Here is a 14,410-nt window from a genome sequence, read left to right as displayed (position 1 = left end):
GTTGCACCTCCTTAATATATCCGGGACGATCCCGGGACTAACCTTCGATTTCTTGAACTGAAATCAGGTGATTTACTTTCTTAATCATTCCGCGAATAGCTGGACCGTCATTATGAACCACAGAATGGTTGATTTTTTTCAATCCAAGAGTTTTCACGGTCACACGCTGATCTTCCGGACGGCCGATCACGCTGCGCACGAGGGTGATTTCAAGTTTAGCCATGAGATTCCCTCCTTAACCCAACAGCTCTTCGACGGATTTGCCGCGAAGCTTGGCAACTTCTTCAATACGCTTCAGACGGGACAAGCCTTCCAAAGTCGCATTGACCATATTCATGGAGTTCGAAGAACCTAGAGATTTTGTCAAAATGTCGCCTACGCCAGCCAGTTCGAGTACTGCACGAACCGGTCCGCCAGCGATAACTCCGGTACCTTCTGATGCTGGCTTCAAAAGAACGCGGCCTGCACCGAAGTGACCCGTTACGAGGTGAGGAATTGTTGTTCCTACCAATGGAATGTGGATCAGGTTTTTCTTGGCATCTTCAATGGCTTTGCGGATTGCATCCGGTACTTCGCCAGCTTTACCAATACCTGCTCCAACCCAACCTTTGCCATCACCGACAACTACCAATGCGCTAAAGCTGAAACGGCGTCCGCCTTTTACAACCTTAGCAACGCGGTTAATATTTACTACTCTTTCAGTCAGTTCTAAAGTGTTAGGATCTACACGCAAGTCGTTTACCTCCTTTTGAAAATGTCTTAGAATTCAAGGCCTGCTTCGCGAGCTGCTTCAGCCAATGCTTGAATACGTCCGTGATACAAATATCCACCACGATCAAATACGATCGATTTATAACCTTTGTCTGCTGCACGTTTTGCAACGAGTTCGCCGACTTTACGAGCAGACTCAACGCTACCGCCGTTGTTGATGCCGCTGCTCAATTCTTTATCCAATGTAGAAGCCGATGCCAAAGTCACGCCGGCCACGTCATCGATCAGTTGAGCATAAATGTGTTTCGAAGAACGGAACACATTCAGACGAGGACGCTCTGCAGTGCCCTGAATTTTCTTACGCACACGCAGATGTCTTTTCAAACGTGCTTTATTCTTGTCTTGTTTCGTGATCATGCTTCCCTTTCACTCCCTTCAGTTTTGCCTTAACAGCTTCACTTTAAGACTCATGGGGTAAGTAAGGACAAACAGGCTAGCAAGCTACCTGGGTAAACCCAAAGCTTACTACCTTATTTCTTCTTACCGGCCTTACCTTCCTTACGGATAATGCGTTCACCTTCATATTTAATCCCTTTACCTTTGTAAGGCTCAGGCTCACGTACGGAACGGATTTTAGCAGCGTATGCACCTACGCGCTCTTTATCGATTCCTTTGACGATGATCTTCGTGTTGGAAGGTAATTCAAACTCGATTCCTGCTTCCGGTGTAATTTCAACCGGATGGGAGTAACCTACGTTCAGAACGATTTTATCTCCGGATTTGCTTGCGCGGTATCCGACACCAACCAATTCAAGGTTTTTCGCGAATCCTTCAGTCACGCCGCTGACCATGTTCGAGACAACGCTGCGGGTCGTGCCGTGAAGAGAACGATGAGTTTTGTTGTCGGAAGGCCGAACAACAGAGATTTCGTTGTTTTCTACTGTAATCTGCATGTCTTTGTGCAGTTCACGAGTCAGGGTACCTTTCGGTCCTTTAACAGTGATTACAGAGTTATCCAGTGTGACTTCCACACCGCTTGGGATAGCAATTGGTTTACGACCAATACGGGACATTCATTGCACCTCCTATCTTGTGACGTTTATTACCATACGTAGCAGAGAACTTCTCCGCCGGCTTTGGCTTGACGAGCTTCTTTGTCGGTCATAACTCCCTTAGACGTGGAGATGATCGCGATACCCAGTCCGCCGAGAACACGAGGGACTTCATTGCTTTTCGTGTACACGCGAAGACCTGGCTTACTGATTCTTTTCAGACCTGTGATGACGCGTTCGTTGCTGGAACCATATTTCAAGAAAACACGAATGATCCCTTGTTTGTTATCTTCCACAAATTCCGCATCACGGATGAAACCTTCACGCTTCAAGATGTCAGCGATTTGTTTCTTAATCGTTGAGGCAGGCATTTCTACTGTCTCGTGACGCACAGTGTTAGCGTTACGAATACGAGTAAGCATATCTGCAATTGGATCGGACATAGTCATGTGTGGTAAACCTCCTTCCCGGTTATAAACTTCTTACCAGCTTGCTTTTTTCACGCCAGGAATCTGGCCTTTATAAGCTAATTCACGGAAACAAATTCTGCATATTTTAAACTTCTGCAGTACCGAATGTGGACGACCACAACGCTCACAACGGGTATAAGCCCGTACTTTAAACTTAGGTGTGCGTTGTTGTTTAACTTTCATCGAAGTTTTTGCCACTTAGCCTGACACCTCCTAAATAGTTTCGGAGAAACTGTCTTATTTCGCGAAAGGCATGCCCAGTTGAGCAAGCAGTTCACGGGACTCTTCGTCAGTTTTAGCCGTTGTTACGATTACGATATCCATACCACGAACTTTATCTACTTTATCATACTCGATCTCAGGGAAGATGAGTTGTTCTTTCAAACCGAGTGTATAGTTACCACGTCCGTCGAAAGCTTTAGTAGATACGCCATGGAAGTCGCGTACGCGTGGAAGCGTAACATTGAACAACTTATCGAGGAAGTAATACATACGCTCGCCGCGCAGTGTTACTTTAACGCCGATTGGCATATTTTCACGCAATTTGAATCCGGCGATGGATTTCTTTGCACGTGTGATAACTGGTTTTTGACCAGCGATCATTTGCATGTCGCTCACAGCGGAATCAAGTACTTTAGAGTTAGCTACAGCGTCACCTACACCCATGTTGATGACAACTTTCTCAATTTTAGGCACTTGCATTACCGATTTATAGCTGAACTTCTGCATCAAGGCAGGAGTGACTTCGTTCAGAAAACGTTCTTTCATTCTTATTGCCATGATTCAAGGACCTCCTTTCCTTACATCTTATTAATCAATTACTTCTCCGGATTTCTTAGCAACGCGAACTTTTTTGCCGTTGTCCAGCACTTTGTAACCGATACGAGTTACTTTTCCGCTCTTAGGATCAACGTGCATCACGTTCGAGACATGAATCGGAGCTTCCTGCTCGATGATACCGCCTTGCGGGTTTTGTTGGTTAGGCTTCTGATGTTTTTTCATCATGTTCACGCCTTCCACCAAAACGCGGTTCTCACGAGGGTACGCTGCGATGACACGGCCTTTTTTGCCTTTGTCTTTACCGCTAATGACGATAACTGTATCGTCCTTCTTCACGTGCAATTTATTGTTATGGGATTCCAGAACTTTTTTTACTCTAGGCATTCGTTACACCTCCTGGGGCCTGCCTGCTCACGCAAGCATTACTTATCTAAAACGTACCGATTAGATTACTTCCGGAGCCAAGGAAACGATCTTCATGAAGTCTCTTTCGCGCAGTTCGCGAGCAACTGGTCCGAAAATACGAGTTCCACGTGGGCTTCTGTCTTCTTTAACAACAACTGCTGCATTTTCATCAAATGCAATGTAGGATCCGTCTTTACGACGAACGGAACGTTTCGTACGAACGATAACCGCTTTAACTACATCACCTTTTTTGACAACGCCGCCAGGTGTTGCTTGTTTGACGGAGCATACGATCAAATCGCCTATCTGAGCTGTACGGCGACCTGTACCACCCAATACGCGGATACACATCAGTTCCTTCGCACCGGAGTTGTCGGCAACAGCCAAACGTGTAAATGGTTGAATCATTTAAATTTCCTCCTTTCGGAAAAACTGATTACATCTTAGATGATGACCGCTTTCTCTACAACTTCAACCAGTCTCCAGCGCTTATCTTTGGAGAGCGGACGAGTTTCCATGATTTTAACGGTATCTCCGATTTGAGCAGTATTGTTCTCATCATGCGCTTTAAATTTTTTCGTGTATTTAATGCGCTTGTGATACAAGTTATGCTTCTTATAAGTTTCAACAGCTACTACGATGGTTTTATCCATTTTATCGCTGACGACTTTACCAATTTGCACTTTACGAGCATTGCGTTCTTCGCTCATTGTTGGCCTCCTTCCTGAATACAGACGACAACGTCCGTTTCATTAACTAATCCCAAGTTCTCTTTCACGGATAACGGTTTTAGCACGAGCTATTTCTTTGCGCACGTCACGGATCCGGGTCGGATTATCAAGCTGGCCTGTAGCCAATTGAAAACGGAGATTAAAGAGTTCTTCTTTAAATCCGGCGATTTTTTGCTCGATTTCTGCAGTGGTTAAGTTGCGCAGTTCATTAGCTTTCATTTGCTTCACCACCCACTTCTTCACGTTTCACAAACTTCGTTTTAACAGGCAGCTTGTGAGCGGCGAGACGCATCGCTTCGCGTGCGATTTCCTCAGACACGCCTCCAAGTTCAAACATAATCTTGCCTGGTTTTACAACTGCAACCCATTTCTCAACATTACCTTTACCGCTACCCATCCGCACCTCGAGAGGCTTTTGAGTGATCGGCTTATCTGGGAAAATCTTGATCCAAACTTGACCACCACGACGGATATAACGAGTCATCGCAATACGCGCTGCTTCGATCTGACGGTTCGTGATCCAGCCTGGTTCCATAGCTTGCAGGCCGAATTCGCCGAATTTCACTTCAGTACCGCCTTTTGCCCGGCCTTTCATATGGCCGCGCTGTTGCTTGCGGTGTTTTACACGTTTTGGTACCAACATGATTAGTTGCCTCCTTCCTGAGCAGCTTGTTTCTTAGCCGTAGGAAGTACCTCTCCACGATAGATCCATACTTTCACGCCGATACGGCCGTAAGTCGTATGCGCTTCTGCTGTACCATAGTCGATGTCTGCACGAAGCGTATGAAGTGGAACAGTTCCTTCACTGTAGCCTTCAGTACGAGCGATCTCGGCACCGCCAAGACGTCCGCTGACCGATGTTTTAATCCCTTTTGCTCCAGAACGCATAGTTCTTTGGATCGATTGTTTCAATGCACGACGGAAAGAAACACGACGCTCCAATTGTTGTGCAATGCTTTCAGCTACAAGAATTGCATCCAGCTCAGGGTTTTTGATTTCAGAAATATTGATATGAACTTTCTTGCCGCCTGCGATTTTAGTTACTTGACCACGCAGTACTTCAACTTCCGAACCACCTTTACCGATAACCATACCTGGTTTCGCAGTGTGGATCGTAACGTTCACACGATTAGCCGCTCTCTCGATTTCAATACGGGATACAGCGGAGTCTTTCAATTTATTTTTCAGGTATTCACGGATTTTAACGTCTTCCAGCAAAAGATCACCGAAGTCTTTGCCTGCATACCATTTGGATTCCCAATCACGGATAATACCGATACGGAGTCCTACTGGATTTACCTTTTGGCCCACACGTTTTCCCTCCTTATTTTTCAGCTACCACCAAAGTAATGTGGCTGGTGCGTTTGTTAATCCGGCTTGCACGTCCCATCGCGCGTGGGCGGAAACGTTTCATCGTCGGACCTTGGTTAACGTAAACTTGAGTTACGACCAACTTGTTTACGTCCAAAGAATAGTTATGCTCAGCGTTAGCGATAGCTGAGTTAAGCAACTTCTCCACAACAGGAGATGCAGCTTTCGGAGTGTGACGAAGAATCGCGATCGCTTCACCAACTTGCTTACCGCGGATCAAGTCAACAACCAGTTGAGCTTTACGAGGAGCAATCCGAATCGATCTTGCATGTGCTTTTGCTTCCATTGTTTAACCTCCTCTCAAACAAAGAGCTTCATTAATTATCTTCTCGTTTTCTTATCGTCTTCGTGACCTTTGTAAGTACGCGTTGGCGCGAACTCGCCCAACTTGTGACCCACCATGTCTTCCGTTACGTATACAGGCACGTGTTTACGGCCATCGTATACGCCGAACGTGTGACCGATAAATTGCGGGAAAATCGTGGAGCGGCGGGACCATGTTTTAATCACAGCTTTTTTACTGGATTCGTTCATATCCTCCACTTTTTTGAGCAGATATCCGTCAATAAAAGGTCCTTTTTTCAAACTACGGCTCATATTGTAATCCTCCCTTCACCAAATTGTCTCGTAACTCACTGCCTTACACGAAGTTATGCACAGTGTGTATTACTTCGTGCGGCGGCGAACGATATATTTGTCAGAAGCTTTTCCTTTTTTACGAGTCTTGAATCCAAGGGTTGGTTTACCCCATGGAGACATTGGAGATTTACGTCCGATAGGAGCACGACCTTCACCACCACCGTGAGGGTGATCGTTAGGGTTCATTACCACACCACGTACTTCAGGACGTTTTCCGAGCCAACGGTTACGACCAGCTTTACCGATCTTGATCAGCTCGTGGTCTCCGTTACCTACAGAACCGATTGTAGCACGGCAGGTTTTCAGGATGTGACGAACTTCACCGGAAGACAAACGTACAGTTACGTATTTTTCTTCTTTACCGAGAAGTTGTGCTTCTGTACCAGCAGCACGAACTAATTGTCCGCCTTTACCTGGTTGTAATTCAATGTTGTGGATAACTGTACCCACAGGAATATTCTCCAATGGAAGAGCATTACCGATTTTGATGTCAGAACCAACGCCGGAAACAACTTGATCTCCAACTTTCAGTCCTTTTGGAGCGATAATGTAACGTTTCTCTCCGTCCGCATAGTGGATCAGAGCAATGTTCGAAGTACGGTTCGGGTCATACTCGATTGTAGCAACGCGACCTGGAATGCCGTCTTTCGTACGTTTAAAGTCGATGATACGGTATTTACGTTTGTGTCCGCCGCCATGGTGACGAACCGTAATTTTACCTTGGTTGTTACGACCAGCTGTTTTGCTCAGCGGCGCCAACAACGATTTCTCCGGCTGGTTCGTGGTCACTTCTTCGAAAGTCGACACGGACATGTTGCGTCGAGCCGGGGTTGTCGGTTTATACTTTTTAATAGGCACTGAATTTTCCCTCCTTACTCAGAAATTTCTTATTCAACCGATTCAAAGAACTCAAGCGGTTTGCTGTCAGCTGTCAAAGTTACGATAGCTTTCTTCCATTCTGTAGTGTAACCAGAGTGGCGGCCGTAACGCTTCGGCTTCGCAGGAACACGCATTGTATTCACGTTCGATACTTTTACTTTGAAAATGGATTCAACGGCTTGTTTAATCTCGGTTTTGTTCGCACGAATGTCTACTTCGAAAGCATATTTCAGCTCCGCCATGTAGTCAGCCGTACGTTCCGTGATCACCGGGCGCTTGATTATATCGCGAGGATCCTTCATTACGCGAGCACCTCCTCTACCTTCTGAACTGCTTCCTTCGTAATGATCAGTTGATCGTACGTCAGTACGTCAAGAACATTAATGCCATCAGCCGCTACGAACTTCACTCCAGGAATGTTACGAGCGGAAAGGGCTACATTGTCATCATAGCTAGGAGCAACGATCAGAGCTTTGCGTCCAACCTTAAGGTTACTCAAGATGTTAGCGAACTCTTTCGTTTTTGGCGCATTAAGCGTCAATTGATCCAGTACGATAATTGCATTGTCAATCACTTTAGAAGACAAAGCGGATTTGATCGCCAAACGACGAACTTTCTTAGGAAGCTTGATGGAGTAGCTACGTGGAGTTGGTCCAAATACTACGCCGCCGCCCTTCCATTGTGGTGAACGGATCGAACCTTGACGGGCACGACCTGTACCTTTTTGTTTCCAAGGCTTACGTCCGCCGCCACGTACTTCAGAACGTCCTTTGACTTTGTGAGTACCACGACGCAGTGAAGCGCGTTGTAGCAATACTGCATCATGCAGAACGTGCACATTTGGCTCGATGCCAAATACCGCATCGTTCAACTCAACTTCACCAACTTGGCTGCCGTCGATATTAAAAAGTGCTACTTTAGGCATTGATTGTTCCTCCTTTCTTCAGGCGATTATTTCTTCACCGTTTCTTTGATTTGCACAAGACCTTTTTTAGGTCCTGGAATAGAGCCTTTTACGAGCAGTACGTTGCGCTCAACGTCTACTTTAATGATTTCAAGCTTTTGAATTGTAACCGTGTCATGGCCCATGTGACCTGGCAGACGCTTTCCTTTAGGAACGCGGTTAGCTTGGATCGAACCCATGGAACCAGGGCGGCGATGGTAGCGGGAACCGTGAGACATTGGTCCGCGGCTTTGTCCCCAACGTTTGATAACACCTTGGAAACCTTTACCCTTGGAAATTCCAGTTACGTCAACAAATTCGCCTTCTGCAAAGACATCAGCCTTTACTTCTTGTCCAACCTCGACACTCGCGAGGTCAACACCGCGAATTTCGCGAACGTAGCGCTTAGGTGCAGTGTTTGCTTTTTTCGCATGTCCTGCTTCAGGTTTGTTAGATCTGTTTTCTTTCTTATCAGAGAAACCGATTTGAATAGCTTCGTAGCCATCGTTCTCTAGGTCTTTCTTTTGCAAAACAACACAAGGACCTGCTTCGATAACCGTTACAGGAATTACGTTACCTTCAGCGGTAAACACTTGAGTCATTCCGAGCTTTCTCCCTAAGATACCTTTCATGTTGACACCTCTTTTCCTTCACTATTTCGTTATTCTAGTCTTACAATTTAATTTCGATATCTACACCGGACGGCAGGTCCAAGCGCATCAAGGCATCCACAGTTTGTGGAGTCGGGTTCACGATGTCGATCAAGCGTTTGTGTGTACGCATTTCGAACTGTTCCCGAGAATCCTTATACTTGTGCACCGCACGGAGAACTGTAATAATTTGCTTTTCAGTTGGCAGCGGGATCGGACCAGATACACCAGCACCCGAACGTTTTGCTGTTTCAACAATTTTCTCAGCGGATTGATCAAGAATTCTGTGGTCGTATGCTTTCAAGCGAATACGAATTTTTTGCTTTGCCATTTCATTCCCTCCTTCTATCGCCCAATTTGGTATCGGACATACTCCGTGAAAATTTTCTGGACACCTGCCTCATGGCAAAGGGGCCGGGTGTGTCAGTAACCTCTCACATCATCGCAACGTCGCAGAACAACATTCATTATTATATAGAAAAGATAGGCGCAATGCAAGCATTTAATTATAAAACATATTTTCTCATTAATATTGTTCCTATATTTAGTAGACATCGCCCATTTTCCTTGCCATTGAGCCATTTGTCGCATCTCTTCATTATTTTCTCTTCATATAATAATAACAAATTTAAAGAGCATACTCCCGGTGAATATGCTCTACGGATAAACCTATTACATTTTTTCTGCTTCAGACTTGAATTTGTCGGCCGAGCTTGCTGCCTCTGCTGTAGCTTGGCCAATGCCACCAATCGTCATCGTGAGAATTCGCATTTCTTTTTCCGCTGTGATCATCTCATCTGTGCTAGCTTGTACAGATTTAAGTATATCTGAAAACAATGAGCTAGTCTCCGCTGATTGCTCCCGACCTTGATGTGTGAGAGATTGTACATGTTTAATAGACTCTACAACCCTATAGGTGAGTTCTCTTGAACGATTAACGAAATCTGATATATGAATGACAGTGCTTCGTGTATCCTCCGATAATCTGCTAACTTCCGCAGCAACAACGGCAAAGCCTCTTCCGTGTTCACCAGCACGAGCCGCTTCTATCGTTGCATTCAATGATAGAAGCTTAATCTGTGATGCAATTTCCTGTACACTGTCAACAATCATACTGATTTGTCTTGAAGATTCATTTAGCTCTTGAACTGCCAATTGCATTTCTTGAGTGCTTTCATCGATCTGATTGATCCGAACTGCCAATCCCGATATCCTTTCTTCGCCAGCCTTGGCAAAGCTGATTGATCCTAGAGCCGTTTCGGTTGTCCGTTGGAACGTATCACTAACCTCTCCACCGCTCGTTATAAGCTTTTCTACAGCTTCGTTTACATTCTGATTCAGATCGGCGAGTTCCTCAACAAATATCGAGATATTACGTTTCAATTCATTTTTAACCAATTCATATTGCTGCTGCTTTTCTTTCATATTTTCCTTTTCATAGGCATCCAATACGAGCTGCTGCTCCAAGCTAAGCAGCTTTGTTACCGTCTGCACTACATTCAAACGCTCTTCTTCATGCTCGGTTTCATGATAAATAACTCTTATTAACTCATTCTGGAGATTCTGAAATGCCGACAAGTACCACTTGGGCTCCAATCCCACCAATTTATGTATCTGGGCGATCCGAAGTCTTTTTGATATATATGCTTCGTCCACTTCACCTTTAAAAATTTCGAGCAAATGGTCACGAAGTGTACGTTTCAAACGATCAATCGTACTATGCTGTACGATTATTTCTCTAAGCTTATCAATATCTAGTACGGATTGATAGAAGGCATCTGTAATGGCGTCCATATGTTGTTCCATTACCGGACGGATTTTTCGAAGCAGGGCCAGGTCTGCTTCTGTCAGTCCGATCATTCTCATTTGATCATTTAACTCTCCTACATTTTCAAGATATATAAATCTATCCTCAATATCTGAATCATACATAGGTTCAACAGTTGAAGCCGAGTCTAATGTTTTAACTGTTACTTCACCTGATTTCTTCAAGAACGAAAACGGGCTTTTCATATAATTATTTGTCTCTCCTCAAGCGGCAACACTTCGCCGTTCCATATTACACAAACATTCCACAACGATTGTATTAACTGTACACAAGAAAGTAAAGCGATAATCCTATACTAGCCTACATAATCTGTGTACGAATTGTGGATAATAAGAAGACCGTCTATTATCGTACCTCAAAGAAAACAGACCACAGCATTTACGGTAGTTTATTTTGGGAGACAAGGATGCAGTTTACTCCGAAGTTTATACTTTCTTATCTCTAAAAAAATAGAGCCCGATCCATTAGGATCAGGCTCTATTTATTGTTACATCACACTGTTGCTCGTTACAGTACATTGTTGCTATATTTGAGGCTTAAAGCCTTAATTACTTAAGGATGGAAGCAACGGAACCTGCACCAACGGTACGGCCGCCTTCACGAATGGAGAATTTAGTACCATCTTCAATCGCGATTGGAGAGATCAGACTAACAGTAACCGTAATGTTGTCACCAGGCATAACCATTTCAGAACCTTCTGGAAGGCTGATTACACCAGTTACATCTGTAGTACGGAAGTAGAACTGTGGACGGTATCCAGTGAAGAAAGGCTTGTGACGTCCACCCTCTTCTTTGCTGAGTACGTAAATTTGAGCAGTAAATTCTGTATGAGGCTTAACAGAACCTGGCTTAGCCAATACTTGTCCACGCTCGATTTGAGTACGGTCTACACCACGAAGCAATGCTCCGATGTTGTCACCAGCTTGAGCGGAATCCAGCAATTTACGGAACATTTCAACGCCCGTAACAACGGATTTCTTAGTTTCTTCAGCGATACCAACGATTTCGATTTCTTCACCAACTTTGATCGTACCACGCTCTACACGACCTGTAGCAACGGTACCACGACCAGTGATGGAGAATACGTCTTCGACAGGCATCAAGAAAGGCTTGTCAGTGTCGCGCTCTGGCAATGGGATATACTCGTCAATCGTTTTGAACATTTCAACGATTTTTTGAGCCCATTCGCCAGTTGGGTTTTGCAGAGCTTCACGAGCGGAACCACGAGTGATCGGAGTGTCATCGCCTGGGAAGTCATACTCGCTCAGAAGGTCACGAACTTCCATTTCAACCAATTCCAGAAGCTCTTCGTCTTCAACCATGTCGCATTTGTTCAAGAATACAACGATGTAAGGAACGCCTACTTGACGGGACAACAGGATGTGTTCGCGAGTTTGCGGCATAGGACCGTCAGCTGCGGATACAACCAGGATAGCGCCGTCCATTTGAGCTGCACCAGTGATCATGTTTTTAACATAGTCAGCGTGACCTGGGCAGTCAACGTGTGCATAGTGACGGGATTCAGTTTCATACTCTACGTGGGAAGTAGAGATTGTGATACCGCGTTCGCGCTCTTCTGGAGCTTTGTCGATTTGGTCGAAGGACATTGCTGCACCACCGTAAGTTGTGGACAATACACTTGTAATTGCAGCAGTCAAAGTTGTTTTACCATGGTCAACGTGACCGATAGTACCGATGTTAACATGGGGTTTAGTACGTTCGTATTTAGCCTTTGCCATTTGAACAATTCCTCCTTAAGGGGATATATATGTTTAGGCCGGACTAAAGGTTAACGGGATTTTCATCCCGCCCTTCGTCCAGCAGGAAAAACTTTATTACTCTCCGCCTTTAACCTTGGACACGATTTCTTCGGAGATGTTCTTAGGAACTTCTTCATAGTGGGAGAGTTCCATGGAGAACACACCGCGTCCTTGTGTACCGGAGCGAAGTGTAGTAGAGTAACCGAACATTTCGGAAAGAGGTACTTTCGCACGGATAATTTGAGTACCACCACGGGAATCCATACCTTCGATCCGTCCACGGCGGGAGTTCAGCATACCCATTACGTCGCCCATGTATTCCTCAGGCACAGTAACTTCTACTTTCATAATTGGCTCAAGCAGGACAGGCTTACACTTTTCCTTAGCTGCTTTAAGAGCCATCGAACCGGCGATTTTAAACGCCATTTCGTTGGAATCGACATCATGGTATGAACCGTCGACGATTGTTGCTTTAACGTCAACAAGCGGAAAGCCGGCAATTACGCCGTTCTTCATTTGCTCTTCAATACCTTGTTGTGCAGGTCCAATGTATTCTCTAGGTACGGAACCACCGACAACCTTGCTCTCGAATTGGTTACCGCTACCTGCTTCCAGAGGTTCGAACTCAACCCATACGTGACCGTATTGACCACGACCACCGGACTGACGAACGAATTTACCTTCAACACGTGCTGATGCACGGAAGGTTTCGCGGTAAGCTACCTGTGGTTTACCCACGTTGGTTTCTACCTTGAACTCACGACGCATGCGGTCGATGATAACGTCCAAGTGAAGCTCACCCATACCTGCCAAGATCGTCTGGCCAGTTTCCTCGTCCGTATGAGCACGAAGAGTTGGATCCTCTTCAGTCAACTTACCGAGAGCAACGCCCAATTTATCTTGGTCGGCTTTTGTTTTTGGTTCAACTGCGATTTCGATAACCGGATCAGGGAAGTTCATGGACTCGAGAATAACTGGATTCTTCTCATCACACAGTGTATCACCTGTACCCGTATCTTTCAAACCTACAGCTGCTGCGATATCACCAGCGTAAACTACAGTGATTTCTTGACGGCTGTTCGCGTGCATTTGCAGGATACGTCCGATACGTTCGCGTTTGTTTTTCGTTGCATTCAGTACGTAAGAGCCGGATTGCAAAACACCGGAGTACACACGGAAGAACGTCAGCTTACCAACGTAAGGGTCTGTCATAATTTTAAATGCCAATGCAGCGAACGGTTCCTCGTCTGAGGAGTGGCGTTCTACTTCTGTACCATCTTCCAAGTGACCTTGGATGCTTGGCACATCGGTTGGAGCCGGCAAGAAATCGATAACAGCGTCCAGCATAAGCTGAACCCCTTTGTTACGATAAGAAGAACCACAGATTACTGGGAAGATCTTAACTTCTATAACACCTTTACGAAGAGCTGCTTTGATCTCATCAACAGAGATTTCTTCACCTTCAAGGTATTTCATAGTCAATTCTTCGTCAAGTTCTGCAACCTTCTCAATCAGTTCGCTACGAAGTTCTTCAACTTGATCTTTGTATTCCGCTGGAATTTCGGTTTCTTCGATATTTTGTCCAAGGTCATCCTTATACATAAAGGCCTTTTCCGTGATAATATCGATGATGCCGAGAAAGTCAGCCTCTGCACCGATCGGAAGCTGAATAGCTACCGCATTGGCTTGAAGACGCTCCTTCATGTCTTTAACAACATTGAGGTAATCGGCGCCGATAATGTCCATTTTGTTTACATATGCGATCCGCGGTACACCGTAACGGTCTGCTTGTCTCCATACGGTTTCCGACTGAGGTTCTACGCCCTCTTTCGCACTGAATACACCTACTGCCCCATCCAATACACGAAGGGAACGTTCAACTTCTACTGTGAAGTCAACGTGCCCCGGGGTGTCGATAATATTAACGCGGTGACCCTTCCAAGAAGCGGTAGTCGCAGCGGAAGTGATCGTGATTCCGCGCTCCTGTTCTTGCTCCATCCAGTCCATAGTAGCGGAACCCTCGTGGGTTTCACCAATTTTATGAGTACGGCCTGTGTAGAACAAGATACGTTCCGTCGTAGTAGTTTTACCAGCGTCAATATGCGCCATGATCCCGATGTTCCGTGTATTTTTCAAGGAGAACTCTCTTGCCATGCGAATAGTCTCCCTTCAAAATTAAAGTTTGTTAATG

General features: G+C 45.3%; 23 protein-coding genes. All 23 read right to left on the bottom strand.

From position 1 onward, the window contains the following. Positions 1-37: 37 nt before the first annotated feature. Complete coding sequence (gene rpmD, locus B9N86_RS02445; protein ID WP_208917618.1) at positions 38-223, bottom strand: 50S ribosomal protein L30; 186 nt, start codon at positions 221-223, stop codon at positions 38-40. A gap of 12 nt (positions 224-235) precedes the next feature. Then, positions 236-733 (bottom strand): 30S ribosomal protein S5, encoded by a 498-nt coding sequence (rpsE, locus tag B9N86_RS02440; RefSeq protein ID WP_208917617.1) that lies wholly within the window; start codon positions 731-733, stop codon positions 236-238. A 26-nt stretch (positions 734-759) separates the two neighbouring features. Then, complete coding sequence (rplR, locus tag B9N86_RS02435) at positions 760-1,128, bottom strand: 50S ribosomal protein L18 (protein ID WP_208917616.1); 369 nt, start codon at positions 1,126-1,128, stop codon at positions 760-762. A 113-nt stretch (positions 1,129-1,241) separates the two neighbouring features. Further along, entirely contained in the window at positions 1,242-1,784 is a 543-nt protein-coding gene (gene rplF / locus B9N86_RS02430) for a 50S ribosomal protein L6 (RefSeq protein WP_208917615.1), read from the bottom strand. A 29-nt stretch (positions 1,785-1,813) separates the two neighbouring features. Continuing rightward, positions 1,814-2,212: a 30S ribosomal protein S8 gene (gene rpsH / locus B9N86_RS02425; protein ID WP_208917614.1), complete on the bottom strand. Its 399-nt coding sequence runs from the start codon at positions 2,210-2,212 to the stop codon at positions 1,814-1,816. A 33-nt stretch (positions 2,213-2,245) separates the two neighbouring features. Next, complete coding sequence (locus B9N86_RS02420) at positions 2,246-2,431, bottom strand: type Z 30S ribosomal protein S14 (protein WP_013312154.1); 186 nt, start codon at positions 2,429-2,431, stop codon at positions 2,246-2,248. Between the two features lie 39 nt (positions 2,432-2,470). Then, a complete protein-coding gene (gene rplE, locus B9N86_RS02415; protein WP_208917613.1) occupies positions 2,471-3,013 on the bottom strand; it encodes a 50S ribosomal protein L5 in 543 nt (180 codons plus the stop codon). 30 nt (positions 3,014-3,043) lie between these two features. Continuing rightward, complete coding sequence (rplX, locus tag B9N86_RS02410) at positions 3,044-3,397, bottom strand: 50S ribosomal protein L24 (protein WP_210190632.1); 354 nt, start codon at positions 3,395-3,397, stop codon at positions 3,044-3,046. Between the two features lie 60 nt (positions 3,398-3,457). Beyond that, positions 3,458-3,826 (bottom strand): 50S ribosomal protein L14, encoded by a 369-nt coding sequence (rplN, locus tag B9N86_RS02405; protein WP_208917612.1) that lies wholly within the window; start codon positions 3,824-3,826, stop codon positions 3,458-3,460. 35 nt (positions 3,827-3,861) lie between these two features. Beyond that, on the bottom strand, positions 3,862-4,128 hold the full coding sequence (rpsQ, locus tag B9N86_RS02400) for a 30S ribosomal protein S17 (RefSeq protein ID WP_036589437.1): 267 nt from the start codon (positions 4,126-4,128) through the stop codon (positions 3,862-3,864). A gap of 42 nt (positions 4,129-4,170) precedes the next feature. Next, a complete protein-coding gene (gene rpmC / locus B9N86_RS02395) occupies positions 4,171-4,368 on the bottom strand; it encodes a 50S ribosomal protein L29 (RefSeq protein ID WP_007132561.1) in 198 nt (65 codons plus the stop codon). Beyond that, the gene (gene rplP / locus B9N86_RS02390) at positions 4,358-4,792 is read right to left on the bottom strand and encodes a 50S ribosomal protein L16 (RefSeq protein WP_208917611.1); all 435 of its coding nucleotides are present in this window, start codon (positions 4,790-4,792) and stop codon (positions 4,358-4,360) included. Before rplP ends, rpmC begins: the two co-directional genes overlap by 11 nt. Positions 4,793-4,794: 2 nt before the next feature. Further along, complete coding sequence (rpsC, locus tag B9N86_RS02385; RefSeq protein ID WP_208917610.1) at positions 4,795-5,460, bottom strand: 30S ribosomal protein S3; 666 nt, start codon at positions 5,458-5,460, stop codon at positions 4,795-4,797. Positions 5,461-5,473: 13 nt separating this feature from the next. Continuing rightward, positions 5,474-5,806, bottom strand: a complete 333-nt coding sequence (gene rplV, locus B9N86_RS02380; RefSeq protein ID WP_208917609.1) for a 50S ribosomal protein L22 — start codon at positions 5,804-5,806, stop codon at positions 5,474-5,476. A gap of 35 nt (positions 5,807-5,841) precedes the next feature. Further along, the gene (gene rpsS, locus B9N86_RS02375; protein WP_208917608.1) at positions 5,842-6,117 is read right to left on the bottom strand and encodes a 30S ribosomal protein S19; all 276 of its coding nucleotides are present in this window, start codon (positions 6,115-6,117) and stop codon (positions 5,842-5,844) included. Between the two features lie 69 nt (positions 6,118-6,186). Beyond that, positions 6,187-7,017, bottom strand: a complete 831-nt coding sequence (gene rplB / locus B9N86_RS02370; protein WP_208917607.1) for a 50S ribosomal protein L2 — start codon at positions 7,015-7,017, stop codon at positions 6,187-6,189. 29 nt (positions 7,018-7,046) lie between these two features. Further along, positions 7,047-7,340 carry a 50S ribosomal protein L23 gene (gene rplW / locus B9N86_RS02365; protein WP_208917606.1) on the bottom strand — a complete coding sequence of 98 codons (294 nt, stop codon included), beginning with the start codon at positions 7,338-7,340 and terminating at the stop codon, positions 7,047-7,049. Continuing rightward, positions 7,340-7,963: a 50S ribosomal protein L4 gene (gene rplD / locus B9N86_RS02360; protein WP_208917605.1), complete on the bottom strand. Its 624-nt coding sequence runs from the start codon at positions 7,961-7,963 to the stop codon at positions 7,340-7,342. The genes rplW and rplD overlap by 1 nt, the downstream gene beginning before the upstream one ends. 26 nt (positions 7,964-7,989) lie before the next feature. Next, the gene (gene rplC, locus B9N86_RS02355) at positions 7,990-8,613 is read right to left on the bottom strand and encodes a 50S ribosomal protein L3 (RefSeq protein WP_208917604.1); all 624 of its coding nucleotides are present in this window, start codon (positions 8,611-8,613) and stop codon (positions 7,990-7,992) included. 40 nt (positions 8,614-8,653) lie between these two features. After that, a complete protein-coding gene (gene rpsJ / locus B9N86_RS02350) occupies positions 8,654-8,962 on the bottom strand; it encodes a 30S ribosomal protein S10 (protein WP_006037947.1) in 309 nt (102 codons plus the stop codon). 341 nt (positions 8,963-9,303) lie between these two features. Continuing rightward, positions 9,304-10,623 carry a globin-coupled sensor protein gene (locus B9N86_RS02345; protein ID WP_210190631.1) on the bottom strand — a complete coding sequence of 440 codons (1,320 nt, stop codon included), beginning with the start codon at positions 10,621-10,623 and terminating at the stop codon, positions 9,304-9,306. A gap of 384 nt (positions 10,624-11,007) precedes the next feature. After that, positions 11,008-12,198 carry an elongation factor Tu gene (gene tuf, locus B9N86_RS02340; protein ID WP_208917602.1) on the bottom strand — a complete coding sequence of 397 codons (1,191 nt, stop codon included), beginning with the start codon at positions 12,196-12,198 and terminating at the stop codon, positions 11,008-11,010. A 96-nt stretch (positions 12,199-12,294) separates the two neighbouring features. Next, a complete protein-coding gene (fusA, locus tag B9N86_RS02335; protein ID WP_208917601.1) occupies positions 12,295-14,373 on the bottom strand; it encodes an elongation factor G in 2,079 nt (692 codons plus the stop codon). Positions 14,374-14,410: the final 37 nt, after the last annotated feature.

This window comes from Paenibacillus uliginis N3/975, assembly GCF_900177425.1.
GTDB classification, from domain to species: domain Bacteria; phylum Bacillota; class Bacilli; order Paenibacillales; family Paenibacillaceae; genus Paenibacillus_AQ; species Paenibacillus_AQ uliginis.
The sequence above is the reverse complement of the archived record's forward strand: the minus strand, read 5'-3'. Positions and strand labels throughout refer to the sequence as shown.